Source organism: Streptomyces sp. NPDC058697, assembly GCF_042715345.1.
Taxonomy (GTDB): domain Bacteria; phylum Actinomycetota; class Actinomycetes; order Streptomycetales; family Streptomycetaceae; genus Streptomyces; species Streptomyces liliifuscus.
In genome coordinates this window covers 369,341-395,222 of the sequence record NZ_JBHXSU010000007.1, presented here as the reverse complement: position 1 = coordinate 395,222, position 25,882 = coordinate 369,341, and the positions used below count along the sequence as shown (strand labels likewise).

Genomic DNA, 25,882 nt, shown 5'->3' with positions numbered 1-25,882 from the left:
GACGGGCTGGGTGAGGGCGGCGGACGGCGTGGGCGGTGCCGAGGAGAGCGGGAACACGGGCACCGGGCGCCCGACGTCACGGGACGTCGCCCGGCTCGCCGGTGTGTCGCACACGGCGGTGTCCTTCGTGTTCAACGGCCGGGCCGACGGCAACCTCTCGCCCGCCACCCAGGAACGCATCCGGCAGGCCGCGACCCGCCTCGGCTACCGCCCCGACCCGGTGGCCCGCGGTCTGCGCCGTCGCCGTACGGCCGTGATCGGGCTGGTCACCGATGAGATCGCGTCCTCGCCGTTCGCCGGCCGGCTGCTGCGCGGCGCCATGGAGACCGCCTGGGACAGCGACCATCTCATCCTCACCGTCGACTCCGGCGGCGACCCGGTCAAGGAGGACGCGGCCGTCGCGGAACTGCTCGACCGGCGTGTGGACGGCATCATCTACGCGGCCATGTCACTGCGCCGGGTCCGCGTCCCCGCAGGCCTGCACCGCACCCGCTCCGTACTGGCCAACTGCCTGCCCGAGGACGACTCCCTGCCCGCCGTGGTCCCGGCCGAGCGCGCCGGTGGCCGTACCGCGGCCCGGCTGTTGCTCGGTGCGGGCCACCGCCGGCTCGCCGTGATCGGCGGTCTGGACGACATCGCCTCGGCGGAACGTACCCGCGGCATCCGGGAAGCGCTGCGCGCCGAGGGCGTCACCGTGCCCAAGGAGTGGATCGTGCGCGGCGGCGGGGAGATCTCCGCGGGGTACGCGGGGGCGCTGCACCTGCTCGACGGGGTCGAGCCGGGCCGTCGCCCCACTGGCGTCCTGTGCTACAACGACCGGGTCGCGGCGGGCGTCCTGCACGCCGCGACCCGGCTCGGAATCGACGTGCCCGCCGATCTTTCCGTGGTCGGCTACGACGACCAGGAGCACATGGCCGCGTTCCTCACCCCGCCGCTCACCTCCATCGCGCTGCCGCACCGGGCGATGGGCGAGGCGGCGGCCCGGCTGCTCCTGGACGCCATCGAAGCGGGCCGTACGCCGCCGGCGACGGTCCGGCGGCTGGCCTGTCCTGTGGTCAGCCGGGCCTCTGTGGGGCCGGCGCCCACTCGGTGACCTGGGCGCCTGGCCTGTGTGTGGTCAGTCGTGCGTTCACGGGTGCGCCGCCCATCCGGTGACACGGGCACCCGGTCCGTCAGTCGGGCCTTCGTGGGTGCCGCGCCCATCCGGTGGCACGGGCACCCGGTCCGCGTGTGGCCTGCACTCTGGTCAGCCGCGCTTCCGTGGGTCCGCCCGCCCGCGCGGTGACCGGGCACCTGGCCCGCGCCCGCCCCGCCCCCTGGTCAGCCGCGCCTCCTCGGATCCGGCGCCCACCCGACGACCCGAACACCCGGCCCGTCGACAACCAGCTCGGCAATGTCACCGGGGCGCCGGTATACCCGCTCGGTGACCATCGCGCGTTCCCCGACGAAGAGTTCGAAGAGCGAGCCGTCGACGAGCAGCCGCAGCGCGAGCTCCGTCCCCTTCGGCACCTGCACGGTGATCGGGGCGGAGCCTTCCCTACCGGTCCGGGGCCAGGCGCTGCGGTCGAGGACGACGGTCCCCGAGGCGGGGTCCGCCCGGACGGTCAGCTCCCGGCCCGCCGCGTCCCGGAGCAGGATCACCGTGGTCGGTTCACATGCGGTGACCGTCAGGTCGTACGTCTGTGGAAGCGGAACCCGGCCCGGCGCGGTGACGAACGGCTCGGCCGGGCGCAACAGTTCGAGTTCCGGGGCCGGGCTCACCCACAGTGAACCGTCGGGGTGGACGTCGACCACCCGAGGTGCCGTGAGTACGCCCGCCCATCCGGCCCGATCCGTCTCCTCCTGCTCGCGGGCCTCCCACGACCAGCCCCACAGCAGCGCGCGGTCCGGCTCCTGGAGCACGGCGGGAGCGTAGAAGTCCCGCCCCTGGTCGAGCCGGCCGCCAACCCTCGCCACGAACCTCAACGCGTCCTGCCCATCAGCCTCCAGACGGCCCGTCAGGTATCCGGTGGAGCATGGATCCCCGTCCCACAGGGACACCAGAAGCACATGCTCCCCGCCCGCCGTCCGGTACAGGTGCGGGCACTCCCAGCCCACCGACTTGTCGCCGAACACCCCAGCCGCCAAAGGGTCGTTGCCGTCCAGCAGCACACCGGCGAATCGCCAGTCCGTCAGGCCGTCGCAGTCGTAGAGGAGGACCGACGGCGTGCCGTCGGCATGTCCGGCCCCGACGAGGGCCCAGCGCCTGTCCGCGTGGTGGAAGACGAACGGGTCGCGGAACATCACCACGTCCAGGCCCGGCGGCGGCCCGGTCACCACCGGTGTCGGCAGCGGCTTCCACTCGGTCAGCCGCTCGTCGTCCGGATCCGCCGCCCGCGCCAGGCAGATGGTGCCGAGTCCGGTGTGCGCGTGGTCAACTCCCGTGTATACGGCGGTCGGTGTGCCCGCGTCGTCGGTCACGCAGCCCGACCAGCAGCCGGCCTCGTCGGGGCCGCCGGGTGTCGGGGTGAGGGCGATCGGGTGGTGGTCCCAGTGCGCGAGGTCGGGGCTGGAGGCGTGGCCCCAGTGGACGTTCGCGTGCACCGGTGCGTCGGGGTTGTGCTGGTAGAAGAGGTGGTAGCGGTCCCGCCAACGGAACGGCCCATTGGGGTCGTTGATCCAGTTGGCGGGCGGACGGACCCTGAAACGCGGCGCGTTGGGGTCATGGCTCAACGGTTGACTCCTGCCGAGGTGATGCCCTCACGCAGAGGGCGCTGGCCGACGACGAACACGGCGACGGCGGGGAGCATCGAGAGGACGACACCGGCGAGGACGACGGAGATCGAGCCGGTGCCGAGGTTGCCCTGAAGGGAGACCAGCCCCAGCGGAAGCGTGTAGTTCTGGCCGGAGGTCTCCAGGATCAGCGGGCGGAAGAACTCGTTCCAGTGGTAGTTGAAGGCCAGCACGCCGACGATCGCCAGGCCGGGCGCGGCCAGCGGCGCGTACACCGAGCGGAAGATCCGCCAGGGCCCCGCGCCGTCGAGCATGGCCGCCTCGCCCAGGTCCTTCGGCATACCGAGGAAGTACTGGCGCATCAGGAAAGTACCGAAGGCCGTCGGGAAGGCCGGGATGATCAGGCCGAGGAGGGTGTCGGTGAGGCTCATCGACTTCAGCACCAGAAACACCGGCACGATGGTGACCTGCAACGGCACCATCATGGTCGCCAGGACCAGGCCGAAGAGCGGCTTCTTGAAGCGGAACTCCAGGCGCGCGAAGGCGTATCCGGCCAGGCCCGCCGTGATCATCTGGCCGACGGCGATCAGTGCCGTCACCAGCGTGGAGTTCAGGGCGAGCAGCCACACGTCGATCTGATCAAAGACCCCGCGGTAGGCCTCGGCCGTCGGGTGCGTCGGGATGATCTGCGGGGGCAGGTCGAAGGACTGCGCCGGAGTGCGCAGCGAGGTGGAGACGGTCCAGATGACCGGACCCAGCGTCAGCAGGGCGCACACGGTCAGTGCGGCGATCCGGGTCCAGGGCGCGAGTGAATGACGTACGCGACTCAGGGTCGGGGGCGCGTTCGGGGTCGCTTTGAGGGTCGGGGTTGCTTGGCTCATAGCGTTCATGCGGCTCACCGGCTCACTGGTAGTGGACGAAACGCCGGCTGAGCCGGAACTGGACGGCGGTGACCGCCATGATCAGCGCGAAGAGCAGCACGCCCACCGCGGATGCCTCGCCGAAGTTCAGCTGCTCGAAGGCCCGTTCGTAGATCACCATCACCACGGTGCGGGTGGCGTCGCCGGGGCCGCCGTCGGTGAGGACGTAGGGCTGTTCGAAGACCTGGAGGGCATTGATGATGCCGACCACCGACGCGACGAGCAGCGTCGGCGACAGCAGCGGCAGCGTGATGCCGAGGTGCTTGCGCAGGCCGGTCGCGCCGTCGAGGGCGGCGGCCTCGTGGATCTCCTTGGGGATGTTGTTCAGACCGCCGACGAACAGCAGGAACGAGAAACCGAACTGCTGCCAGACGTAGACCAGGACCACCGTGGCCATCGCCGCGTTCTCTGAGGTCAGCCAGGGCACGGGCGCGATACCGACCAGGCCGATGAGCCAGTTCACCACCCCGAAGTCCTGGTTGAACAGGTACTTCATCACCACCGAGATGGACGCGGCGGACAGCACCAGCGGGAAGAAGAACGCCGAACGGAACACCGACCGCAGCCACATCGGCATCCGCCCGTTCAGCGCGAGCGCCAGCGACAGCGCGATCAGCAGTTGCAGCGCGACCGCGAACACCATGAAGAGGAGCGTGTTGCGGAAGGAGACCAGGACGGTCGAATCCGTAAAGGTGGTGCGGTAGTTGGCGCCGCCGGCGAAGCGGGGCGGGTCGATCACGTTCCAGTGGAACAGGCTCAGCACGACGGACCCGATGATCGGCACGGCCGTGAAGACGACGATGCCGACGACCGTGGGCGCCAGGAACAGCGCGGCCAGCAGCCGGGCGCCCCGGTCACGGGCGGACGGCTGGCGTCGGGCGACGGCGGGTGGTGGTGCGGCGGGCCGCGAACGTACGCCCGGTGCCTCGGAGTTGGGGACCTGAGTGTTCGTCATATCTCACGCTCCATGGCCTGCTCCAGGTCGCCCTGCATCCGGCGCAGCGCGGGGCCCACCGCACGCGGCGAGGCCAGCGCGGTGCCGGTGTACTTGAGCAGGACGTCGGTCACCTCGGCGACCTGCGGCGGCGCGGGGATCGGGCCGGTGTCGGGAAACTCGTCGAGGGTGTCGTAGAAGACCTGCCAGTGGGCCGGGCCGGTCTCGGCGTAGCGTGCGGCGTTCAGCATCGAACGGCGGGCCGGGGTGGTCTGGTTGCCCTGGAACAGCCGGGTCATGGTGTCCTTGCGGGCCGCGTACTTGATGAACTCCCAGGCGGCTTCCTGCTTCTTCGAGGTGCGCAGCAGCGCGTAGCCCGCCGCGCCGAACTGGTGGCGCTGGGTGCGCCAGCGCGGGAAGTACTGCACGTCGTAGTCGGCGGCCTGCATGCCGGCCAGGTGCAGGCCGCCCGCCCAGAATCCGCCCGCCGGGGTGACGCCGACGCGGCCGGTGGAGAACACCCCGACCAGATTGCTGCCGTTGCCGCCCTCGGGCCGGGTGCACAGGTCCTCCTGGACGAGGGAGGCGAGATAGTCGTACGTCTCCTCGAATCGGTCGTCGGTGGCCTGCGGGGTCGTCCAGCGGAAGCCCCCGCCGCGTCCCCGCCGGTCGGCGGCCGGATAGAAGCTGTCCCACAGCCAGGAACCGCCGGGCGCCTTCGACTCCTTGAGGAGGTTCGTGCCGTTCGCGAAGAGCCAGGGCACTACGCCGCCCCAGAGCCGGTTGGTCCAGAAGTACGGCGTGAAGTGCGTGTCGCCGGCGCGCTTCATCTCCCGTAGCAGCGTGGTGAAGTCGTCGCGGGTCCAGTCGGCCGCCGGGAACCCTGCGCCCACCCGCTTCAGCACCTGCTTGTTGAGGTAGATGTCGGCGGCGTTGAATTCCACCGGCAGTTGGTAGAGGTTGCCCTCGTACATCATCGACTCGACCAGCGAGGGGTGGACGTCGGCGAAGTACTCACGCAGCTCCGCCGCGTCCCGCCGCACCCAGCGGTCCAGCGGCACGCCGAGCTTCTGGGCGAACAACTGCACGCCCTCGGTGGCCACATACACGAGGTCGGGTGCGGTGCCCGCGGCGATCTGGGTGAGGATCTTCGCGAAGAAGTCCGACCAGTCGACGGCCTGCACGGCGTTCACTCGCAGCGGGATGTCCGGGTGGAGTTGGTGGAAGCCCTTGGTGAGGGCGTCGACGGTGGCCGGGTCGAAGGCGGAGCCGAGGGTGGCGACGACGAGGGAGCCGTCGTCACGGCCGGGGATGTCGGCTCCCGTGAGCCGGTCCCAGCTGGCGGCGGTCCCGGCAAGGGCGGCTGCTCCGGCCCCGTATGCGCCGTACCGCAACAGCGTGCGGCGAGGGAAGTGCGAGTCAGTCATCAACGGGCCTAACTCGTGTTAGATCAGGGGTGATGCCCCAGATGATGGGAACCGGGCGGCAGCACTGTCAAGGGTCGGGAAGGCTTGACCTTTAACGAGTTAGGTCTACAGTCCTCGTTCACATGAGCCGCACGAGAGGAACGATGTGCCATGCCCGGAACTTCGGGGATTTCATCAGGGATTGCATCAGGGATTTCTAGGAGATCACTGTTCGCGGGATCGGCGGCGGGGACCGCCGCCGCGCTGCTGCCCACAGGAACGGCCACGGCTGACAGCGCAACCAAGTCTGTTGCGAGCGGGGCGAGTTACCGCGCCGCGTACCACTTCACGGTCCCCGACCAGTGGAAGAACGACCCACAGCGGCCTGTCTGGATCGACGGCGAGTACCGCTACTACTACCTCTACAACGCCGACTACTTCACCGGTGCCGTCGGCACAGCGTGGCGCCTGGCCACCACAACCGACCTGGTCTCCTTCACCGACCGAGGGGTCGCGGTCCCCAAGGACACCACACCCAACGGCGATCTCTGGTCAGGTTCGGCGGTGGTCGACACCGGCAACACGGCCGGGTTCGGCGCGGGCGCGGTCGTCGTCATCGTCACCATGTCCCCCGGCGGAGGCACCGACCGCCAGGCGCAGTACCTGTACTACTCGACCGACGGCGGTCTCACCTTCACCAACCACGGGACCGCCCCCGTCCTGGCCAACCCTGGCGTCGCCGACTTCCGCGACCCCAAGGTGATCCGCGACGAGGAGCGGGGCCGCTGGGTGATGACCCTCGCCGAGAACGACAAGGTCGGTTTCTACCACTCCGGCGACCTCAAGTCCTGGACGTACGTGAGTGGTTTCGTCCACGGCGGCATCGGCGTCCTGGAGTGCCCCGACCTGTTCCGCATCACCGCCGGCGACGGCACCGTGAAGTGGGTGCTCGGCGTGAGCGCCAACGGGAAGGGCTCGGGGCTGCCCAACACGTACGCGTACTGGACGGGTTCCTTCGACGGCACCACGTTCACCGCCGAGGCGAGTGACCCGCGGTGGCTCGACCACGGCTGGGACTGGTACGGCGCCGTCACCTTCGAGAAGCGAAGCGCGAGCGGCGCGGTGGACGCGGCCGCCCGGTACGCGATCGCATGGGTGAACAACTGGGACTACGCCAACACCACCCCCACCATCGACTGCGACGGCTTCAACGGCACCGACTCCATCGTCCGCGAGATCACCCTGAAGAAGGCGTCCGACAACACCTACTACCTCGCCTCCCAGCCCGTCGCCGGCCTGGACTCGTACGTCTCCCGCACGGTGAACCTGGGCGACTTGACCGTGGACGGCACGAAGGTGCTCAACTACACCGGTATCTCCTACGAGGTGACGACCGAGATTACCTGGTCCCAACTCACCGGCGCAGGCCTCCAATTGAGGCGCTCACCCGACGGCGGCCGGCACATCGACGCCGGGATCTACGCCAACTACGCCTTCCTCAACCGACGCAACACGGTGAACGCCGACACGTCGGGCAAGTGGCAGGAGAGCCACACCCCGTTCAACCCGTCCGCCGGCACGGTGAAGCTGCGCATCCTGGTGGACCGCACGTCGGTGGAGATGTTCGTCGACGACGGCCGCTACGTGCACACCAGCCAGGTGTTCCCCTACCTGCTGGACACCCGGCTCGCGCTGTTCACGATCGGCGGCAGCGCGGTGTTCCGGAACACGGTGATACGGGAGTTCTCGGTGTAATTCTCGGAGTGAGGCCCGTCACGCGCGCGGGCGAACGTGGCTCTCCCCGGACCTTGCCGGCGACAACCACCACGCCCATGCGACCACGTACCACTCCATCCGAGGAGCTCGCAGGCTCGTGGGCCGCTCAGGAGGTCAGCAGGGCTGCTGCTGACCTCCTGGTTCAGTCGTTCCACCGTTTGCGCACGAACTCAGCTCGCCCGGTCACCAGGGTGTTGGGTGGAACGTCCTTCGTGACGACGGTTCCAGCTCCGACCACGGCACCGCGTCCGATCGTGACGCCGGGAGAACCGTGACCGCAGCGCCGAGCCACGCGTTGGCTTCGATATCGGCGGCTGCCGCCGAACCGGCGTGTACGACAGGAGGCCGGCTTCCGTCGTAGGCTGAATCTCGCTCGTGACAGACAGGAGGCTCAGGTGGCCGAGACGGCGCTGACCGAGACAACGGTGGCCGAGGTGATGGCCGAGCTGGCCGAACTCGAGGACCCGAAAGCACGCGAGGTGAACGAGAAGCACGGTGACGATCACGGTGTGAACCTCAGCAAGCTGCGCGCGCTCGCGAAGCGGCTCAAGACGCAGCAGGAACTCGCGCGCCGCCTCTGGGAAACGGATGACACCGCGGCACGACTGCTGGCGATCCTGATCTGCCGCCCGAAGGCGTTCGAGCGTGACGAGTTGGACGCCATGTTGCGCGAGGCTCGCACCCCCAAGGTGCACGACTGGCTCGTGAACTACGTGGTCAAGAAGAACCCGCACTCCGAAGAACTGCGTCTGACCTGGTCCGCCGATCCGGATCCAGTGGTCGCAAGTGCCGGTTGGGCGCTGACCACCGAACGCGTGGCAAAGAAGCCCGAGGTACTCGATCTCCCAGCACTGCTCGATGTCATCGAGGTGGAGATGAAAGACGCCCCGGATCGCCTGCAGTGGGCGATGAACCACTGTCTGGCTCAGATCGGAATCGAGCACCCCGAGCACCGCACCCGTGCGATCGACATCGGTGAGCGCTTGGAGGTGCTCAAGGACTACCCGACTTCCCCGGGCTGCACCTCTCCGTTCGCGCCCACCTGGATCACCGAGATATTGCGCCGACAGCACGACGAGTAGGAAGGTTCGCGCTCCCGCTCGGTCCGCTACCCCCTCCCAGAACACAGCACCCGATCCCAACCGGCGGTGAGGACCTCGCGTCGGCCCACGGCTGGAGAACATGCAGGGCTGCCCTGGATGTACCGAGGTAACGATCACTCCGCTGATCTGGGGTCTTTGCGCTGGCTGGCATTGAAGCGTGCCTTCTTCTGACGATTCCCGCACGTGTTCATGTCACACCATTTACGGGTGCGACTTTGACTCGTGTCGAAGAAAGCGGCTTGGCAGGTTGGTGATGCGCACAAGGCCAATTTTCCGTCTCGTTCGCCTGCGATGATGCTGACTGCGTCGGCGGCGATCACACCGAGGGCATCTTCCACGCAGGAAGCCGAGCCGAGCCGCCATCGCCGCTTGCCCTCGGGCGTCAGGACCGCCGCGGCCCGACCCTGAGCGCTGCAGTCATTGATGACTTGGACAGCAGACGCAGGAAGAGCGTCCTGGATCGCGGCCGCTGTCGCGGCGGCGTGAATCGACTCCCTGAGTTCCCGAGCGAGGTCGAGCTGGGCAGCGGTGCATGAGTCCACCGCGAGGCCGTTCACCGCCAGCCAGTCGACGAGTCGGTGCGGCGTGGGAATGCGCTCCACAGCGTCGCCATGACGCTCCGACAGAGTCCCCGTGAAGCTGGTCGCCAGCACGTTGCCGAGGCGGAAGTCAGGGAATCCAGCGCGCATGGAACCACCTTAGCCGGTTGCGGCGTAGCTCAGTGAACTGCTAGAACCGTCTTAGCCGGTTCCACGATGGCCAGGAGGTCTCATGCCCCGTCTCACCAGCGACGTGCAAGCATTTGAAGCCCACGCGGCTGACGCCGACCTCGACGATCTGCGCGCGCGACTGGCCGCGGCGCGACTACCGGAGGCCGAGACCCAGCGCGCCGCGCCCGGCCCTCGCCGATGGGAACAGGGCGTTCCTCTCGCCGACCTCGTCGAAGTCGTGAACTACTGGCGCACCGGGTACAACTGGCGGCCGTTCGAAGAGCGCCTCAACCGGATCGGCCAGTTCCGTACGACCATCGATGATCTGGGAATCCACTTCCTGCACCGCCGATCCGCTCGCACAGATGCCACTCCTCTGCTCTTGACGCACGGCTGGCCAGACAGCGTTGCTCGGTTCATCGACGTAGTGGACGAGCTGGCAGACCCGAAAGATGCAGACGCGCCAGCGTTCCATGTCGTGGTCCCGTCCCTACCCGGCTTCGGTTACAGCGACAGGCCGGACAGCACCGGGTGGGGAACCGAGAAAATCGCGGCCGCATGGGTGGAACTGATGGGAAGGCTCGGCTACAACAAGTTCGCAGCCCACGGCGGCGACTGGGGCGGCAATATCACCACGGTCCTGGGCGGCAGGTTCCCGGCGCACGTTCTCGGCATCCACACCACGTTCGCGGAGGGACCGCCCGGGTTGACAACGGACGGGCTGACGGCGGTCGAGCGCAAGTGGACCGAGGAGACCCGCGATTTCTGGCGCCACCGCGCGGCGTACGCCAAGCAGCAGGCGACCCGACCGCAGACCATCGGCTACTCGCTCGTCGACTCACCGGTCGGGCTCCTTGCCTGGATCCTTGACAAGTTCGCCGAGTGGTCGGACACCGAAGACAGCCCGTTCGAAACGATTTCCAAAGACAGCATTCTTGACAACGTCACCCTCTATTGGCTGACGCGAACCGGCGCATCATCGGCCCGCATTTACTACGAAAGCCACAACTCACTCGATCCCGAGCTTCGCGTCGACGTCCCGTCAGCAATCACCATGTATCCCCGCGACGTCGAAAAGTGTCCGCGCCCCTGGGCACAGGAGCGGTACCGACAGATCGTCCGATGGAGGTCGCCCGAAAACGGGGGGCATTTCCCGTCGCTGGAGGTTCCCGAGTATTTCGTCAAAGATCTGCAAGAGGGCCTCGCGGCAGTACTGGCCGCCAATCGGTGAGCGCGGCAGGGTGCCGGCACTCGATCACCGCCTGTTCCGTCTCAAGGCGTTGCCGAGGGCTTCCGGGCCGAGCTCATCGAAGCTGCCCAGTGGCAGGCAGTCGGCAATGTGGAACCCGTGAAGACTGCGTGATCCAGACAGATACCCGGCCTGGCTCCCCCTGGGACGATGATCCGCTGCACTCCACGACTACGACACAAGGCGGTTGACCCCGTGAGACTGACCCGCGCGACGCTCGCCGTGGCCGCCGGCGCCCTCGCTCCGGCCCTGCTGCTCTCCACTCCGTCCTTGGCCGCCACCGCCACGACACCGTCGATCGCCACGGCCGCGGCAGCCGCGGCGGACACGGGCTCCCCCTACGACGAAATGGACGCGGACGACCTGCGCATCGCGATCCTCCGCATCCTGGCCGACCCCGACAGCAGCAAGCGAGTGACCCGAGAGGCCAACGAACTCCTCGACGACGGCACTGTGGAGGAGATGCGCGCCTGGCTCGAGACCGGTTACCGCCTCGCTCAGGCCGAGGACGACCGTGTAGCCATCGCGCGGATACTGGCCGATCCCAACATCAGCGAGGCCCTGCGCGCGGCGGCGAACGCGGCCCTGGACGACAACACCCCGGAAGCACGCCGCTACTTCCTTGAGGTCGGCCAGTACGAGGTCGACGGCTAGAGCCTGTCGTTCGGATTGGGTCGGATCAGGGAGCGGGGCCTGGTGCGTGCAGTTGCACGGCGGAGGAGGGAGTCAGCGCGGAGTGTTGGCGACTGGCGACAGCGCGGCAGAAGTGCGTGCCAGGCCCCGGAGCCCGACATGGTCCAAATGACATGCTCTTGGCCGTCGTTGGGAGTCAACTCGTGTTGGCTGTTGGGTAGCCTGCCGTCGTGGGAATCGAACTGAACACTGACGGTTGGCTGGAAGAGACTCGGGCGTCCTACGACACTGTCGCCGCCAGCTACGCGGACCATATGCGCAACCTGCTGGATGAAACGCCCGATGAGCGCGCGTTCCTGGCACGGTTCGCCGACCAGGTGCGCACCAGTGGCGGGGGTCCGGTCGCGGACGTGGGATGCGGGCCAGGGAGGATCACGGCCCACCTGAGTGACCTGGGCGTGGACACGTTCGGGATCGACCTGTCGCCCGGGATGATCGAGGTGGCTCGACGCGATCACCCCGGCCTACGGTTCGAGCTCGGCTCGATGACCGATCTCGACCTTGCCGATGGGTCGATGGCTGGCCTCGTCGCTTGGTACTCGCTGATCCATGTCCCCGACGACGAACTCACCACGGTCTTCGCACACTTCAAGCGAGTGGTCCGGCCTGGTGGCCCGCTGCTGATCGGCTTCCACGTCGGTGATGAGTCACAGCTCAAGACGCAGGGCTACGGCGGACATCCGATGAAGATCTACGTCCATCGTCGACAGCACAGCCACATGGCTGACTGGCTCCACGAAGCCGGCTTCACCGTCGAGGCACACAGGACTCTCACCTCGGCCGAGAGCACGCTCGGGGGAATCATTCTCGCGCGCCGCCACCCTGATAGCCGGTAGGCCATAAGCCGCTCGGTGTCGTCCAGATGGGCGGCGGTACCAGTGTGTCCGGGCGAGAGCCCTCGATTCGCGGCTGCGGTCTCTGGGGCGATTTCCCGGAGCAGCATGAGCAGGCCGGGAAACAGCGTCGGCGCCGCGAGCATCGGCCGCGCTTCCGGGGCCCTGGCCTGGCGCCGGTGTGTGTTGCCCGGCGGATGCCCGCGCGTCAGGCACCGGAGCCGCTGTCCCTGCGGCCGGCGCCGCTCTGTCCGGCTCCGCCGAGTCCATCTACGCCAGCGACTCTCCTCGCTCACCGCCGGTCACTGTTGCATTCTCGGGTCTTGGGTGGGGTCGGCATACATACGCGGGCAACCACGATCGATCGCGTTGGTGCGCAGTTCGTAGTGCCAGGGTTCGTTTCTGTAGATCTGGCACAGCCCGTATTCGGCACCATGTTTGGACAGCCACGCCGTCGTATCGGAGTGCCCGATGTCGACCGCGTCCCCCGACACGTGAGGAGACGTCGTCGCGGTGGCCACCCATCGGGCGGCCTCGTCCTCGGATCCGTATTTGGCGACCGCTTCGCGAAGAAGCTGATTCTGATACTCCGGGGAACGCCAACCGCTGTTGACGTAGAACTCGGCTCCGTCGCCCGCGGCATCCGTTGCAGCCTGTCGGAGTGCCTTGAGCAGATCTGGGTCGAGGTTGACCACGGCCGGAATCTCGTCGTCGAAGACCGTCACACCGTCGGGGACGGCGCCATCTGCCTCTCCGAGCGCACCACGGTGATCGATGCGAAGAGTGTTCGAGGGTAATAGGGCCGATAAGGAAGACGAGGTCTGCGACAGCTGGTAGCCGAGGGCTGCTGTGATCGCTGCTATGACGATCACCAGGCCAACGACAGGGAGCCGGCCAATCCGGCGGGTCGTTGATCGTGCTGATGGTGGATTTTGGTTCATGCTGCCAGTCAAGGCAGCAAGGTGTTGCCAGCACGTATGCAGTTTTCGAGACGCCGACGATATGAACCGGCTCGGCCTACTGATCAGAAACGCATCGGGCTCATTCGTCGAGGAAAATCTCTTCGATCTTCAGGGCGAAGAGCTTGGCGAGACGGAAGGCGAGGGGAAGGCTCGGGTCGAACTTCCCTGTTTCGATGGCGTTGATCGTCTGTCTGGACACGCCGGCATGCTGAGCCAGGTCGGCCTGAGTCCAACCGCGTTCGGCGCGAAGGGCCGTGATGCGGTTCTTCATCGGTATCGGATCTTGCCGACGACGAAGGCAATCACAAAGACGACACCCATGAGCGAGGGGAGGACAGCAATATCGACGTCGTGGGTGACGAGGCCGGCAGCGTCCGCGACGACATAGGAGAACCCGACAACCCACCCGACGCCGAGGGTGACCGCCAGCGCATCCTGCATGATCTTCCGTTGCAGCTCGTCGAGCGCACGGAGAAAGTGCGTGAAGGCGACGATCCAGCCGATGCCGACGGCGAGATTGACGGCAACAGCCGCCCAGCTCGCCACCTCCTGTGGCGGCTCCCACAGGAGTCGCGGGCCGAACTTGGCCACGGCAACGGTCGCCACCCAGGCGAGTGTCCAGAGCACAAGCCGAGCGGACGCCTTGATCTCGTTGTGCGCTTGCACGGGAGCCCCCTTCGGCGCGATGTCAAGTACACTTGACACGCTAGGAGGCACCACACCTCGATGTCAAGTGTGCTTGACATCAAGCGTCGTCTGGTTGGTCATATTGATCAGAAGCGCATTGGGTTCATTCCGAGCGTATGGGCCTCTCCCCCACCGGCTGCCAATGGGAACCCCTCCGCAGTACGGGGCGAGCAGAGGGCCACCGCTGTTGCAATTGCGGTCCATGCCCTGCCCGGCTCAGGCCAACGCGCAGCCTGCTCATCAAGATGGTCAACTGGCCAGACGACTCCGTACCTCTTCGCAAGGGAACGCAGCTATGGCGATCGTCGTGGTTCTCGATATGCCCGGGATGACCCAGGCCCAGTACGAGCAGAGCGCGGAGAAGGTCTCAGGCCGGCCCGGCCCGGTCAAGAGCCCCGCCGACTGGCCGGTGTCCGGTCTCATCTCGCACACGGCCGCGCCCACCGGCAACGGGTGGCTCGTCGTGGACGTCTGGGAGTCCGAGGAGGCATTTCAGCAGTTCGGCGAGACCCTCATCCCGATCCTGCGGGAACTCGGCCTCGCCGACGTGCAGCCGCAGACGTACCCGGTGTTCAACGTGGTCACCCGCTGAGGCTGTTCCGCAACTGGACTGTCGACAACGGGCGGCTCCACACCCGGAAATGAGCATCAAAGTGCCCCTGCTATGGTGCGCCGATGTCATCGATCAAGAAGTTCCAAGTCACCTTCGACTGTGCAGAACCTGAGCGCGTCGCTCGTTTTTGGTGCGAGGTACTGGGATACGTCGTACCGACGCCTCCGGAGGGGTTCGACACTTGGGACGATTTCAACCGCTCCCTGCCTCCGGAGGATCGGGGTGCATGGTTCGCCTGCAGTGATCCCTCAGGTGTGGGCCCGCGACTGTTCTTCCAGCGCGTTCCCGAAGGCAAGGTCGCCAAGAATCGGGTACATCTCGATGTGCGGGCCGGCACCGGACTCGTGGGTGAAGAGCGTCTGGCCACGCTTGAGGCCGAATGCGCACGACTGATCGCGCTCGGTGCGGTGCACGTGCTCACGCAGGTTGCCGATGACGACAACGAGTCCTGCATCACGATGCAGGACATCGAGGGCAACGAGTTCTGTCTCGACTGAGCATCCTCCGAGTCGGGAGGGCACGATCCGAGTGAGCCAGGCACACCTTCACTCGTCCATGGTGTTCTCACTTTCGTCCAAGCGTCCTCGATCTTTGTCCATGGATGAGTCCGTCTTCAGGGGTGAGGGTGGAGCCATGGACGTCGGCTGCGGCCTGGCATGAACTCACCCCGCCCGTACTCGACTTGACCGCCTCCTCAAAGGAGACGAAAGCCAAATGCGAGACGGCGCCTCCAGCCCCCTTGTGTACAGGAGCATGATCGAGCGGCGGCGGATGCCGAGTGGGCTTGTGGCACTGGCACTCGGCGGGTTCGGCATCGGGCTGACCGAGTTCCTGATCGCTGGGCTGTTGCCGCAGGTGGCGTCGAGTTTCGCGGTGTCAGAGGCAGCGGCGGGGTGGCTGATCTCCGGGTACGCGTTGAGTGTCGCGGTCGGTGCGATCGCGCTGACCGCGGCGACGGCCCGGCTGCCCCGCAAGGCGGTTCTGGTCGGCCTGGTGGCCTTGTTCGTCGTCGGCAACCTGCTGTCCGCTCTCGCACCGAGCTACCCGGTGATGCTGCTCGGGCGGATCGTCGCGGCCTTGTGCCACGGGTCGTTCTTCGGGATCGGCTCGCTCGTCGCCCGCAGTCTGGTCGCGCCGGAGAAGAAGTCCCGCGCGGTGGCGGTCATGTTCGCGGGGCTGACACTCGCGAACGTGCTGGGCGTACCGTTCGGCGCGCTGGTCGGTGAACGCTGGGGCTGGAGAGCGGCCTTCTGGGCGGTCACCGCAATCGGCGTGCTCGCGCTGGCAGGAATCGCCGCCCTCGTCCCCGACGAGGCGGGAGAGACACGCCCGCCGACAGTGACCGGCCGCTCAGACGCGGCACCGCCGACAGCGCCAACACCGCCAACACCGGCCGACGGCTTGCGCGCGCAGTTCCGTGCGTTCCGCTCCTCGCAGGTCTGGCTGACCCTGACGGCAACTGCTCTCGGCTACGGCGGAATGTTCGGTGCGTTCAGCTACATCGCCTACACGTTCACCGAGGTCGGCGGCTTCTCCCCCGCCGACGTCGCCTGGCTGCTGATGGTATACGGCGTCGGTCTGGTCGTCGGGAACCTGGTCGGCGGACGAGCGGCCGACCACGACCGTGATCGCGCCCTGGTCCTCGCTCTGCTCGGGCTTGCCGTGACCCTGACCGCGTTCGGTCTGCTGGCGGGCAGTGCCACCGCGTCGGTGATACTCGTGTTTCTGATGGGGCTGTTCGGGTTCGCCGGCGTGCCCGGCATGATCACTCGCGTCACCGACTTCGCCCACGGGGCGGCGCTGGCAGCCAGTGCCAACGTGTCCGCGTCCAACATCGGCAACGCGCTGGGCGCCTGGCTCGGAGGCCTTGCCATCACCGCGGGTCTCGGCTACACCGCGCCGCTCTACGTCGGCGCCGGCATCGTACTGATCTCCGTCATCGTCATGGTCGTTGCCGCACGCCAAGCCAAGTCATCCGCGAGGCAGACTGAGCACTGCGTGTGAATCGATGTCTGTGAGGACCGTGCCGCACCTGGCGATGCTCATCGCGTTCGGCCAAGGGCCGTGGTGCGGCCGCTCACCAGACGAAGGTGACTTCGGGGAGGCTCGCTGAGGGACCGTCCAGAACATGGTCGTCGCGGTCTCGCAGCCAGCGGTCGAAGAACGAGGTGACACAGGTTCGGATCACCGTGACCGCACGGGTTGGGTCGATCGTGCCGATGGTCTCTTCGATGATGTCCTGGCCCAGACCGGTCTGGGGCATGACTGCCGCGAGATCGGTGTACGTCTGGTGCCGGGAGCCGCGCAAGGTCAGGTCGCGGCGCCATCCGGTGCTGTGCGACCAGAACGCCGCCCATGAGGGTTCGGTTCGCGCGTGGTCGCTGCCTTCACGGCCCATCAGGAGGAAGGGGCGGTCCAGGCCGTGGGCGGCAACTGGCGAGAGATTGGTTCCGTTGGGTTCCTGGTTGAACTCCAGGGTGCCGTCCAGGTCGATGCCGGCCCGGATGCTCCGGTCCTCGTACATGCTCTGAGCGGCGGTGAATCCGCCCCCCGACTGGCCGGCCAGGCCGACCCGGTCGGTGTCGAGCACCCCCGACAGCCCGTGCGGCAGCGCGCCGAGCCGACTCACCACGAAGCGGGCGTCGGCGACCCTGGCGCGCAGCGTCTTCTCCAGCAGGGCGGGGACCGTGCCCTCGCGCTGGGCCCGCGCGAATTCCTCGAGCAGCACGTCGTTCGTCTTGACCGAGCCGTCGGGAAACTGCACGCCTGGAGACTCGTAGGTGTGGTCGACGGTGACAACGACGTAGCCGTGGCTGGCCAGTTCCTCGGCCAGCAGGGTGCCCCAGCAGCGGGGGTCACCGACACCCGGCGAGTACACCACCACCGGTCGACGGCCGCCGCGTGGGTCCGCGGGTGCCTGATGGTAGGCATGTGTGTGCGTGCCCGCCCAGTCCACCGTGCCCGACGGGATGCGATGCGGCTCCCAGGCGTCGAATCGCTCGGCCGCACCGCGCTCCATGTACGGCGCGAAGTGCTGCCCGCGGCGTGGCGCGAGAGCCGGATACCGGACGCTGATCATCAGTTCGCGGTGGGGCACCGACGGCATCCATGGGTCGGGCCGAGTGCGGTCCGTCAGATGGAGTGAGACCGTACCGATCGTGCACGGTCCCGTCGGCTCGGGGAGGCGGAGCCGGATGGCCGAGCGGCGGGCCGACTGCGACTGAGCCTGCGCGGCAGGCGCACCAGCCAGCGGCGACATCGCCAGAGCAGTCGCCGCCAGGAAGTCGCGGCGTGGGAGAGAGAAGGACGACATGCTGTCCATCCTGGACAGGACCGCCGCCGGGGTCACTCGTGCTTCCCCCAGCTGCTCTGGTTCGGTTTCCCGGATACGGGCCCTTGCCTTGATCGATGCTCCGCCATGTGGCCCCGGAACAGCCGCAGTTGCTGTGGACGGCCCCACGAGGCGAGGTGGATGGACTCAGACATGCAGGGTGGGCCGGTAGGTGAGCTCTTGGATGTGACCGTCGAGCGTCCGGCTCTCGATCAGTTCCAGGTCGAAGTCGGCCGCACCCGCGAAGATCGGGTCAAGGCCGGTCTGACCGGTGATCACAGGGAAGAGCGTCACCTGGACACGGTCGACGAGACCGGCGGCCATCAGCGCCCGGTTCATCGACAGGCTGCCGTGTGAGCGCAACGGCACCTCGGACTCCTCCTTGAGCCGGGCGACGACGTCGACGGCGTCACCGCTCACGACGTTCGCATCCGGCCAGTCGAGGGATCCTTCCAGCGTGGTCGAGACCACCGTTGTCGGCAGGTTCCTCATCCGCGTGACCCATGGGTCACGCACCTCCGACTCCTCGGTGCTCGATGCCAGCATCTGCGCGAACGCCCGATACGTGTTGGCCCCGAAGACCATCCGCTGCTCCTCCCCGTACAGACCAAGGCGGTGGTCGAGGAGCTCTGGGCCTTGCTTGCCCCAGTAGCCGGTCCAGTCGCCGCCGGCAGCGCCGAAGCCGTCGAGGCTGGAGAAGACGTCGAATGTGTAGGTGACGGTCATGGTGCTCTCCTCGGGTGTCGTGATCGCTTGTGTGGATACAGACCGGCGACCACGGCGAAACTAATCGCCCTTGGACTCCAGGAGCTGCATCCGGCCATCCCGGGTGCGGCTCCAGGGCCGGCGCCACCGGTCACTCGTGGCGGAGTGGCGGCTTGCGCACCTTGGTGACAACTGGGAGTGCGGTCGAATGAATGGTCATTGGCGCAAGGCGGGATTGTTAGGTGAGTAGGTGACATCGCGGCCGGTCGCCAGGGCAAGCCTGGTGGTGCTGGTGAATTCGGGGTGGAAGCGGACACGTCGGCCGGTGCCGTCGTCGTCACCGGGGCCTCCGGGGGCGACCCACTCCAACTCGGCTGTTCCGGACAGGTGAAGGGCTGTGCCGTTGGGGAAGTCGATGAACAGCAGTGAGGTCGTGGGGTCGATGGCTATGTTGCCCATGCTGTTGAACATGTTGTTGCCGGCGTAGTCGGGCCACCACAGTTCGGGTCCGTCGGTCCGGACGAAGCCGGGAAATCCGCCCTTGTGAGAGGTGTCGGCACCTCGGGCAGGATGTGTGGTTCCGAGGAAGAAGGTGTCGGCCCCGGTGATGACCTCGACCTGCTCCGGTGCGAAGGCTCCCGTCCATGCTGCAGCGCCCGCTGACGCCTCGACGAGTGCGGCATCCGGGCTCAGGCGGGTGGTCCGCTGCTGAATGTAGGCGGGGCAGTTCCCGAAGGCCTGCTCGACGTCGATCAGCAGACCGTGGTGCTCGGCTCGGCTGAGAGTGCCGTTGACGCGGAAGCGCCTCCGGATGGCGAAGTCGATGGTCAGCAGGCCGACTCCTTGGCCGAGGGGAAGAGCCTGGAGCGGATCACCGCCCGTCGGGGCTCTGTGCACCCGCAAGGCACTCTCTCGGCCTTCGAGGAATCCGGGGGCGCCGAGCAGCGGGGAGGTCCACATCCGGCCGGCACGGTCCCGAGCCGTCACCACAGCGAGATCACGCTGAGCCAGGAACGCCGCTGCCCCGCCGGTCAGTTGCGGTGGTCTGAGCATGCCCTCCAGGCGCGCGGCTTCGTCTTCGACCCCGGCCTGACGCTGGATCTTCAGTTCGCCCTCGTGGAATCCAATGGTGTTCATCGTCGCTCCTGCCGCTGCACCTGCTGGACGTGAGGAAGTAGCACCCGCCTGGGTGGTCGGGGACCCGGCGGGTGGACCTCAGGTGCCGGTACCGGGTCGACGTGCCCGGTACCGGAACGAGAACCGTCGTCGGCGATACCCGGGGTCCGGTCAGTCCAGGACACGACCGAGGAAGCCGCGGATGTGGTCGGCGATGACGTCGAGGTGGCTTTCCAGCGCGAAGTGCCCAGACTCGACCAGGTGGATCTCGGCGTCGGGCAGATCGTGCTGGAACGCTCGTGCGCCGTCGGGCCCGAAGATCTCGTCGTTGGCGCCCCACACGGCCAGGAGCGGAACCTGGGACTCGCGGAAGTACTGCTGGACGGCCGGGTAGAGATCAACGTTGGTGGGGTAGTCCCGGAACAGCTTGAGCTGGATCTCGTCGTTGCCGGGACGGTCCAACAGGGCTTGGTCGTGGACCCAGTTGTCCGGGCTGACCAGGCTGGGGTCGGCCACGCCGTGCACGTACTGCCAGCGGGTGGCGTCCGCGCTCAGAGCACCGCGTACGGGCTCTTCCGTCTGGGGACCCGGCGCCTGCGCGTAGGCGAACAGTCCGTCCCAGAAGGACTTGACGAAGCCGTCGACGTAGGCGTTGCCGTTCTGGGTGATGATCGCGCTGACCCGCTGCGGATCGCTCAGCGCCAGACGCCATCCCACGGGGGCACCGTAGTCCTGGACGTACATGGCGAACCGGTTGACACCGAGTTGGTCCAGCAGGCCGGCCGTGATCTCGGTGAGGGCGTCGAAGGAGTAGGGAAACTCCTCCGGCGTCGGCATGGCGGACTGCCCGAAGCCTATGAGGTCCGGGGCGATCACCCGGTAGCGGTCGGCGAGCGCCGGGATCAGATTGCGGAACATGTGCGAGCTGGTCGGGAAGCCGTGCAGCAGCACGACGACGGGGGCCTGTGGGTCGCCCGCCTCCCGGTAGAAGACCTCCATGTTGTTGACGGTGGTGGTGCGGTGGTGCACGACGCTGCTCATCTCGGGCCTCCATGGTTGTCCTGCGTGACTGCGTTGCCGATTCACGGTTGCTGACCTGGCCCGTGAAATGACTCGTAGGAGCCAGACACGTTGCGTGGATCATGCGTCCACGCTGCTGGGTACGCCTGCTCCATCTCTAACCTCTTAATCGCATTTCTACGGTTAGAACTCAATCACCTGTACGCGTAACCTGTCAAGAGAGCTTCAAGGGTTAGAGGCTTGAAGCCCACTGCACCTTGCCTAACCAGTAAAGACTGCTATGGTGGTTATGTTGATCCTGTGGGAGTCAAGGAGTCCGGATGGTGATCGACCAGGAGCAGGAACACGTCTTGCTGGAGCTGCTCAACACCACCCCGGTGGTGGACGGCGCCGTGCAGGATCAGCTCAATGCCTCCGGGGCGAAAGCCTGGCAGCGCGCGCACGGGGGCAACGGAACCGAAGAAGAACGTGGCCATCTGGTGCGGGCCCGCGGTGTCCTGCAGGACACCGCGGGCGGGAACTACGACGCCGACGCCTTGTCCGAACTCCTTGACGGCGTCGCCTATCGCCCCCGTATCGGCGATGAGGGCCTGGTTTGGGACCTGGACGCGCCACCGGCGCGTCGAGTGGCCGTGCAGGCGGTACTGACGTGGTTTGCGCTGCATCGGACCAAGCCCGGCCGACTCAGACCGTGCGCCAATCCGGAATGCCGGCTGTTCCTCCTCGACCGCAGCAAGCCCAACAAAGCCCGCTGGTGCTCGATGGCGGTGTGCGGGAACCGGATGAAGGCACGACGCCACTACCAGCGGGCGCGCGAAGAAGCGGCTGAGTAGCACCGCACCGTACGGCAGTTCCCCGACGTGCGGCGAAGGTCGCCGCGCGAAGCCGGAGGCCGGTCGCGTGGCCACCGCACAGCCAATGCGGGACCCCCCCGCCCCCCGCGCCCCGCGCCCATTCCGGCCTGCGGTTTCACCGCCTGGCCGACTCACCGGCGGCCATCCGATGGCATACCTGCCCGGCCCGCCGGAACAACGCCGGGCGGGCTCCGACGCCGGATCTCACGACTTGGCCCTGGTGGCCCTGCCCGAAAACGATCTCGACGCCGCGGTGGGCTGCGTCGACCGATTTCTCGAAGAGGTGCTGACATGACTGGATCCCTGAAGAACGAGACCGTGCTCGTCGTCGGACGCGGCGGCGGGATCGCGCGCGCTGTCGCCTTCGCGGCCCGGGACGCGGGAGCCCGCGTCATCGCCGCCGGCCGCGATCAGCACGCCCTCGCAGCCGTCTACGCCGACGAGCCCGGGATCGGCACCGAGACCGTCGACCTCACCGACGAAGCCGCCATCGCTGCCCTCGGCGAACGGCTCGGCACCGTTGACCATGTCGTGTCGACAGCCTCGGCACGCGCTCGCGGCCGGCTCGCCGACCTGGACCGGGACGCGGTGAGGCTCGCGTTCGACACCAAGGTGATCGGCCCGCTCATGCTGGCCAAGCACCTGGCCCCCCGTATGAGCGAGACCGGATCCTTCACCCTCTTCTCCGGCGTGGCTGCCACGAAGATCGCGGTCGGAACCATGGCCGTGGCCATCACCAACGGCGCCGCGGACACCCTGACCCGCTCCCTCGCCCTGGAACTGGCCCCGATCCGGGTCAACGCCATCTCCCCCGGGGTGATCGACACCGGCGCCTGGGACGCGCTCGGCGAGCAAGGCAAGGCGGACTACTTCGCCGACATCAGCGCCCGCAACCCAGCACGGCGCATCGGCACCGTCAACGACATCGCCAACGGCGTCCTGTTCGCCATGACCAGCACCTTCCTGACCGGCGTGACGCTGCACATCGACGGCGGCGAGCCGCTCACCTGACATCACCCCTGTGCCACCTCGGCCCGGGCCGAACCGAAAGGAACGAAACGATGGGACTTTCCTGGCAGCAAGGACCGCTCGCCCCAGGACGGGTTGGTCGGTTCCTGGTCCCCGATCCGCTTCCCGAACGAATGCTGTTCGCCGAGCCGCTGCGCCGGCGCATGCGCGTCCGGTTCGGTGACACATGGATCGCCGACAGCGAGGACGTCGTACTACTGCATGAACCCGGCCGCTATCCGGTGGCCTACTTCCCTCTCGGCGACATCGCCGCCGACGTCCTGCAGCCGAGCGAACACACCACCGAACACCGCGACCTCGGGGCGACGTCCTGGTTCACCGTCCGCGCCGGGACACAGAGCAGACAGCGCGCGGCATGGCAGCACACCGGCCTGGCCGACCACGCCGGCGAACTGAAGGAGCGAGTCGCGTTCGCCTGGCGGGCGATGGACGCCTTCTACGAAGAGGACGAGCGGATCGTCGGGCACGCCGCCGACGACTACCACCGCATCGACATCCGCCGGACCAGCCGCCACCTCGTCGTCCGCAGCGGCGACCAGGTCATCGCCGACACCGCACGCCCCCTGGTCCTGTACGAGTCCGGGTTCGCACCCCGCTGGTACGTCCCGCGCGCCGATGTCGACGCCTCCGCCCTGACACCCGTCGAAGGCCAGACCTTCTGCCCCTACAAAGGCCTGGCCGGCTACTACGACGTCGCGGGCATCCACCGCGCGGCCTGGTCGTACGAGGACGCCTGGACCGAAGTAGGGCGTATCTCCGGGCTGGTGTCCTTCGAGCCGGACGAAGTCGAGGTGTATCTCGACGGCGTCCGCCTGAGGCTGGAACCCGGCCAGACCGTCGTCCCGCACGGCGTCGACCGGAACCTCACGCTCGAAGAGACGAACACCGTCAAACAGCCCTGACCGGTGCGGGCACGCCCGCAAGAAAGGCCATCGCCATGGAGAGGAGCAAGCGATGTCATCTCTGCTCTCGGTGAATGTCGGCATGCCGAAGGATGTCGCCTGGCAGGGCGGGACCGTGCACACCGGCGTGTGGAAGTACCCGGTGCAGGGCCCCGCGATGGTGCGCCGGCTCAACATCGACGGCGACGGCCAGGGCGACACCAAGGGCCACGGCGGCGAGCAGCGGGCTGTGCTGGTCTACCAGATCCAGTCCTACCGGCACTGGCAGCGGCACTTCGGACGCGACGATCTGGGCTACGGGCAGTTCGGGGAGAATCTCACCGTTGACGGCCTGACCGATGACGAGGTGTGCATCGGGGACCGGTACCGCATCGGTGAGGCCGAGTTCGAGGTCACCCAGCCGCGGGTGACCTGCTACCGAGTGGGCCTGCGGTTCGGTGAACCGGAGTTGCCTGCGCTGCTGGTCAGCCACCGCCGTCCCGGCTTCTACATGCGAGTGGTCCGCGAGGGGCGCGTCCAGGCCGGCGACCGGATCATCCGGACTGCGACCGGCCCCGGCGCGCTGAGCGTGGCCGACACCGACGCGCTGCTCTACCTCCCCGACCGCGACCCTGCCAAGCTGCGTCTCGCTCTGGGCATCCCGGCGCTGAGCCCCGGATGGCAGGGCTCGTTCCGCGAGTTGCTCACGGCTGCCGACGGTTCCGGCGAGGTCGCCGCGCCCGCGGCCACCGGTCCTGCGTGGAGAGGATTCCGGGCGCTGCGGGTGGCCGAGGTGGTGCCCGAGAGCGCGACGGTCTCCTCGATCCGCCTGGCCTCACCGGACGGCACCCCACTCCCGACCGCCCGCGCGGGCCAGTACCTGACATTGCGGATCCCCGACGCGGCCGAACCCGCCCCGGTGCGCAACTACTCGCTGTCCCGCGTGCCGGATGCCGACGGCTACCGGATCAGTGTCAAGGGCGAGCCGCACGGCACCGTGAGCGGTTATCTGACCACGAGGATTCGGCCGGGCGCGATCCTCGATGTCGCAGCGCCCCGCGGAGATTTCGTCCTCGCCGAGGGCCACGGCCCGGTTCTCCTCATCTCCGCCGGCATCGGCCTCACGCCGGTGCTGTCCATGCTGCACGAACTCGCCGCCCGGCGCAGCGACCGGGAAGTGTGGTGGATCCACGGGGCCCGCGGGCCGCAGGAACATCCGCTGGCCGCCGAAGCGCACACGCTGCTCGCGGCACTGCCGCACACCCGCGAGCAGGTGTTCTACAGCGCGGCCACAGCCGGGCAACGGCGCCGCGCCCACGCCGCCGACGGACGCCTGACCAGGGACAGACTGATCGCACTGTCCGTCCCGGCCGACGCGACCGCCTACGTCTGCGGACCCGCCTCATTCATGACGGACATGCAGCAGGCCCTCACCGCCGCCGGCATCGACCCGTCACGCATCCACACCGAATTGTTCGGGGCCCTGCCCTCCATCAACCCCGGCCTCACCGCGCAGTCCGGCGGGCCGCCCCACCCGCCGCCCGGACCATCCGGAACCGGCCCAATGGTGACCTTTGCCCGCAGCGGCATCAGCACTCCGCTGCCCGACAGCAGCCGCAGTGTGCTCGAACTCGCCGAGGCCTGCGACGTCCCCGCCCGCTGGAGCTGCCGTACCGGCGTCTGCCACACCTGTACGACGCCACTCCTGTCCGGCGACATCACCTACTCCCCGGCCCCGCTGGATCCCCCGCCCGACGGCGAGGTGCTCATCTGCTGTGCCCGGCCCGGCACCGACATCGTCCTGGACATGTAGCCGCCCGCGGCGGAGCCCACGTGGGGAAACCCGTGACTGTCAGCAACGAGGAGGAACCGTGCCCGACATACCAAGCGAGGCTGGTAAGAGGCTGATGGACTACAGACTCGAAGTCGTCACCCTGTCCGTGAGCGACGTCGACCAGGCCTCGGAGTTCTACACGCAGAAGGCGGGCTTCGTCCTCGACGTCGACTACCACCCGGTCGACAACTTCCGCGTGGTGCAGCTGACTCCGCCGGGCTCAGCCTGCTCGATACAGATCGGCAGCGGGCTCACCGACACCCCACCCGGGTCAACACGCGCCACCTTCCTGGCCGTTGTCGACATCGAAGCAGCCCATCGCGAACTCACCGAACGCGGCGTCAACGTAGGCGGTATCCGCCACAAGTCACCGGTGGACGACTGGCAGGGCGAGTGGGCGCCGGGGCCCGACCCCGAACGCCATGACTACGCCAGCCTGGCCGGCTTCGCCGATCCCGACGGCAACACCTGGGTGCTCCAGGAAATCGGCTTCCGACACGACACGTCCGGCTGA

26 protein-coding genes and 1 pseudogene are annotated in these 25,882 nt (G+C 67.7%); 14 read left to right on the top strand and 13 right to left on the bottom strand.

Features of this window, described 5'->3' with window-relative positions; genetic code table 11:
* Positions 1-28: 28 nt before the first annotated feature.
* Positions 29-1,093, top strand: a complete 1,065-nt coding sequence (locus tag ACFWXQ_RS20030; protein WP_383954895.1) for a LacI family DNA-binding transcriptional regulator — start codon at positions 29-31, stop codon at positions 1,091-1,093.
* Between the two features lie 227 nt (positions 1,094-1,320).
* Here ACFWXQ_RS20030 and ACFWXQ_RS20025 read toward each other — a convergent pair whose 3' ends face one another.
* Genes ACFWXQ_RS20025 through ACFWXQ_RS20010 form a run of 4 tightly spaced genes read right to left on the bottom strand, consistent with a single transcriptional unit; the run spans position 1,321 to position 5,993 of the window.
* Positions 1,321-2,712, bottom strand: coding sequence for a glycoside hydrolase family 32 protein (locus tag ACFWXQ_RS20025; protein ID WP_383954893.1), 1,392 nt, complete (start codon positions 2,710-2,712; stop codon positions 1,321-1,323).
* Positions 2,709-3,593, bottom strand: coding sequence for a carbohydrate ABC transporter permease (locus ACFWXQ_RS20020; protein ID WP_386268729.1), 885 nt, complete (start codon positions 3,591-3,593; stop codon positions 2,709-2,711). The genes ACFWXQ_RS20025 and ACFWXQ_RS20020 overlap by 4 nt, the downstream gene beginning before the upstream one ends.
* A gap of 22 nt (positions 3,594-3,615) precedes the next feature.
* Positions 3,616-4,587 (bottom strand): carbohydrate ABC transporter permease, encoded by a 972-nt coding sequence (locus ACFWXQ_RS20015; RefSeq protein WP_383955758.1) that lies wholly within the window; start codon positions 4,585-4,587, stop codon positions 3,616-3,618.
* On the bottom strand, positions 4,584-5,993 hold the full coding sequence (locus tag ACFWXQ_RS20010) for an extracellular solute-binding protein (protein WP_383955760.1): 1,410 nt from the start codon (positions 5,991-5,993) through the stop codon (positions 4,584-4,586). Before ACFWXQ_RS20010 ends, ACFWXQ_RS20015 begins: the two co-directional genes overlap by 4 nt.
* A 150-nt stretch (positions 5,994-6,143) precedes the next feature.
* Here ACFWXQ_RS20010 and ACFWXQ_RS20005 point away from each other — a divergent pair, with 150 nt between their 5' ends.
* Positions 6,144-7,727, top strand: a complete 1,584-nt coding sequence (locus ACFWXQ_RS20005) for a glycoside hydrolase family 32 protein (RefSeq protein ID WP_383955763.1) — start codon at positions 6,144-6,146, stop codon at positions 7,725-7,727.
* 163 nt (positions 7,728-7,890) lie between these two features.
* Here ACFWXQ_RS20005 and ACFWXQ_RS20000 read toward each other — a convergent pair.
* Positions 7,891-8,033, bottom strand: a pseudogene (locus ACFWXQ_RS20000) (sugar O-acetyltransferase); the annotation flags it as partial.
* A gap of 152 nt (positions 8,034-8,185) precedes the next feature.
* Here ACFWXQ_RS20000 and ACFWXQ_RS19995 point away from each other — a divergent pair.
* Entirely contained in the window at positions 8,186-8,830 is a 645-nt protein-coding gene (locus ACFWXQ_RS19995; RefSeq protein ID WP_383955771.1) for a DNA alkylation repair protein, read from the top strand.
* Between the two features lie 134 nt (positions 8,831-8,964).
* On the opposite strand, the gene ACFWXQ_RS19990 is transcribed toward ACFWXQ_RS19995, so the two are convergent.
* Positions 8,965-9,540: a CGNR zinc finger domain-containing protein gene (locus ACFWXQ_RS19990; protein WP_383955767.1), complete on the bottom strand. Its 576-nt coding sequence runs from the start codon at positions 9,538-9,540 to the stop codon at positions 8,965-8,967.
* An 82-nt stretch (positions 9,541-9,622) separates the two neighbouring features.
* Here ACFWXQ_RS19990 and ACFWXQ_RS19985 point away from each other — a divergent pair, with 82 nt between their 5' ends.
* The 3 genes from ACFWXQ_RS19985 (at position 9,623) to ACFWXQ_RS19975 (ending at position 12,339) form a co-directional block, all read left to right on the top strand.
* On the top strand, positions 9,623-10,792 hold the full coding sequence (locus tag ACFWXQ_RS19985; RefSeq protein ID WP_386268726.1) for an epoxide hydrolase: 1,170 nt from the start codon (positions 9,623-9,625) through the stop codon (positions 10,790-10,792).
* 213 nt (positions 10,793-11,005) lie between these two features.
* On the top strand, positions 11,006-11,464 hold the full coding sequence (locus ACFWXQ_RS19980; RefSeq protein WP_383953982.1) for an ALF repeat-containing protein: 459 nt from the start codon (positions 11,006-11,008) through the stop codon (positions 11,462-11,464).
* A gap of 221 nt (positions 11,465-11,685) precedes the next feature.
* Positions 11,686-12,339 (top strand): class I SAM-dependent DNA methyltransferase, encoded by a 654-nt coding sequence (locus ACFWXQ_RS19975; RefSeq protein WP_383954001.1) that lies wholly within the window; start codon positions 11,686-11,688, stop codon positions 12,337-12,339.
* Between the two features lie 299 nt (positions 12,340-12,638).
* On the opposite strand, the gene ACFWXQ_RS19970 is transcribed toward ACFWXQ_RS19975, so the two are convergent.
* From ACFWXQ_RS19970 to ACFWXQ_RS19960, 3 genes are all read right to left on the bottom strand, one after another.
* Positions 12,639-13,199: a M15 family metallopeptidase gene (locus ACFWXQ_RS19970; RefSeq protein ID WP_383954003.1), complete on the bottom strand. Its 561-nt coding sequence runs from the start codon at positions 13,197-13,199 to the stop codon at positions 12,639-12,641.
* A gap of 178 nt (positions 13,200-13,377) precedes the next feature.
* On the bottom strand, positions 13,378-13,569 hold the full coding sequence (locus ACFWXQ_RS19965; protein ID WP_383953984.1) for a helix-turn-helix transcriptional regulator: 192 nt from the start codon (positions 13,567-13,569) through the stop codon (positions 13,378-13,380).
* A complete protein-coding gene (locus ACFWXQ_RS19960; protein WP_383953986.1) occupies positions 13,566-13,964 on the bottom strand; it encodes a hypothetical protein in 399 nt (132 codons plus the stop codon). The genes ACFWXQ_RS19965 and ACFWXQ_RS19960 overlap by 4 nt, the downstream gene beginning before the upstream one ends.
* A 316-nt stretch (positions 13,965-14,280) precedes the next feature.
* Here ACFWXQ_RS19960 and ACFWXQ_RS19955 point away from each other — a divergent pair, with 316 nt between their 5' ends.
* The 3 genes from ACFWXQ_RS19955 (at position 14,281) to ACFWXQ_RS19945 (ending at position 16,602) form a co-directional block, all read left to right on the top strand.
* Entirely contained in the window at positions 14,281-14,577 is a 297-nt protein-coding gene (locus ACFWXQ_RS19955) for a hypothetical protein (protein ID WP_383953988.1), read from the top strand.
* A gap of 83 nt (positions 14,578-14,660) precedes the next feature.
* The gene (locus ACFWXQ_RS19950; RefSeq protein ID WP_383953989.1) at positions 14,661-15,095 is read left to right on the top strand and encodes a VOC family protein; all 435 of its coding nucleotides are present in this window, start codon (positions 14,661-14,663) and stop codon (positions 15,093-15,095) included.
* A gap of 274 nt (positions 15,096-15,369) precedes the next feature.
* Positions 15,370-16,602 carry an MFS transporter gene (locus ACFWXQ_RS19945; RefSeq protein ID WP_383954005.1) on the top strand — a complete coding sequence of 411 codons (1,233 nt, stop codon included), beginning with the start codon at positions 15,370-15,372 and terminating at the stop codon, positions 16,600-16,602.
* A 73-nt stretch (positions 16,603-16,675) separates the two neighbouring features.
* Here the strand turns inward: ACFWXQ_RS19945 and ACFWXQ_RS19940 are convergent, their stop codons facing one another.
* The 4 genes from ACFWXQ_RS19940 to ACFWXQ_RS19925 form a co-directional block, all read right to left on the bottom strand.
* Positions 16,676-17,911: an alpha/beta hydrolase family protein gene (locus ACFWXQ_RS19940; protein WP_383953991.1), complete on the bottom strand. Its 1,236-nt coding sequence runs from the start codon at positions 17,909-17,911 to the stop codon at positions 16,676-16,678.
* A 165-nt stretch (positions 17,912-18,076) separates the two neighbouring features.
* Positions 18,077-18,655 (bottom strand): dihydrofolate reductase family protein, encoded by a 579-nt coding sequence (locus ACFWXQ_RS19935; protein ID WP_383953993.1) that lies wholly within the window; start codon positions 18,653-18,655, stop codon positions 18,077-18,079.
* A 195-nt stretch (positions 18,656-18,850) separates the two neighbouring features.
* Positions 18,851-19,771, bottom strand: coding sequence for a pyridoxamine 5'-phosphate oxidase family protein (locus ACFWXQ_RS19930; RefSeq protein WP_383953995.1), 921 nt, complete (start codon positions 19,769-19,771; stop codon positions 18,851-18,853).
* A 150-nt stretch (positions 19,772-19,921) separates the two neighbouring features.
* Positions 19,922-20,791: an alpha/beta fold hydrolase gene (locus tag ACFWXQ_RS19925; protein WP_383953997.1), complete on the bottom strand. Its 870-nt coding sequence runs from the start codon at positions 20,789-20,791 to the stop codon at positions 19,922-19,924.
* A 299-nt stretch (positions 20,792-21,090) separates the two neighbouring features.
* On the opposite strand from ACFWXQ_RS19925, the gene ACFWXQ_RS19920 reads away from it, so the two are divergent.
* From ACFWXQ_RS19920 to ACFWXQ_RS19900, 5 genes are all read left to right on the top strand, one after another.
* Positions 21,091-21,603 (top strand): CGNR zinc finger domain-containing protein, encoded by a 513-nt coding sequence (locus ACFWXQ_RS19920; protein ID WP_383953999.1) that lies wholly within the window; start codon positions 21,091-21,093, stop codon positions 21,601-21,603.
* Positions 21,604-21,915: 312 nt separating this feature from the next.
* Positions 21,916-22,635: an SDR family oxidoreductase gene (locus ACFWXQ_RS19915; RefSeq protein ID WP_383954751.1), complete on the top strand. Its 720-nt coding sequence runs from the start codon at positions 21,916-21,918 to the stop codon at positions 22,633-22,635.
* 50 nt (positions 22,636-22,685) lie between these two features.
* The gene (locus ACFWXQ_RS19910) at positions 22,686-23,555 is read left to right on the top strand and encodes a DUF427 domain-containing protein (protein WP_383954753.1); all 870 of its coding nucleotides are present in this window, start codon (positions 22,686-22,688) and stop codon (positions 23,553-23,555) included.
* A gap of 52 nt (positions 23,556-23,607) precedes the next feature.
* On the top strand, positions 23,608-25,347 hold the full coding sequence (locus ACFWXQ_RS19905) for an MOSC domain-containing protein (RefSeq protein ID WP_383954755.1): 1,740 nt from the start codon (positions 23,608-23,610) through the stop codon (positions 25,345-25,347).
* Positions 25,348-25,405: 58 nt separating this feature from the next.
* Positions 25,406-25,882 carry a VOC family protein gene (locus ACFWXQ_RS19900; protein ID WP_383954757.1) on the top strand — a complete coding sequence of 159 codons (477 nt, stop codon included), beginning with the start codon at positions 25,406-25,408 and terminating at the stop codon, positions 25,880-25,882.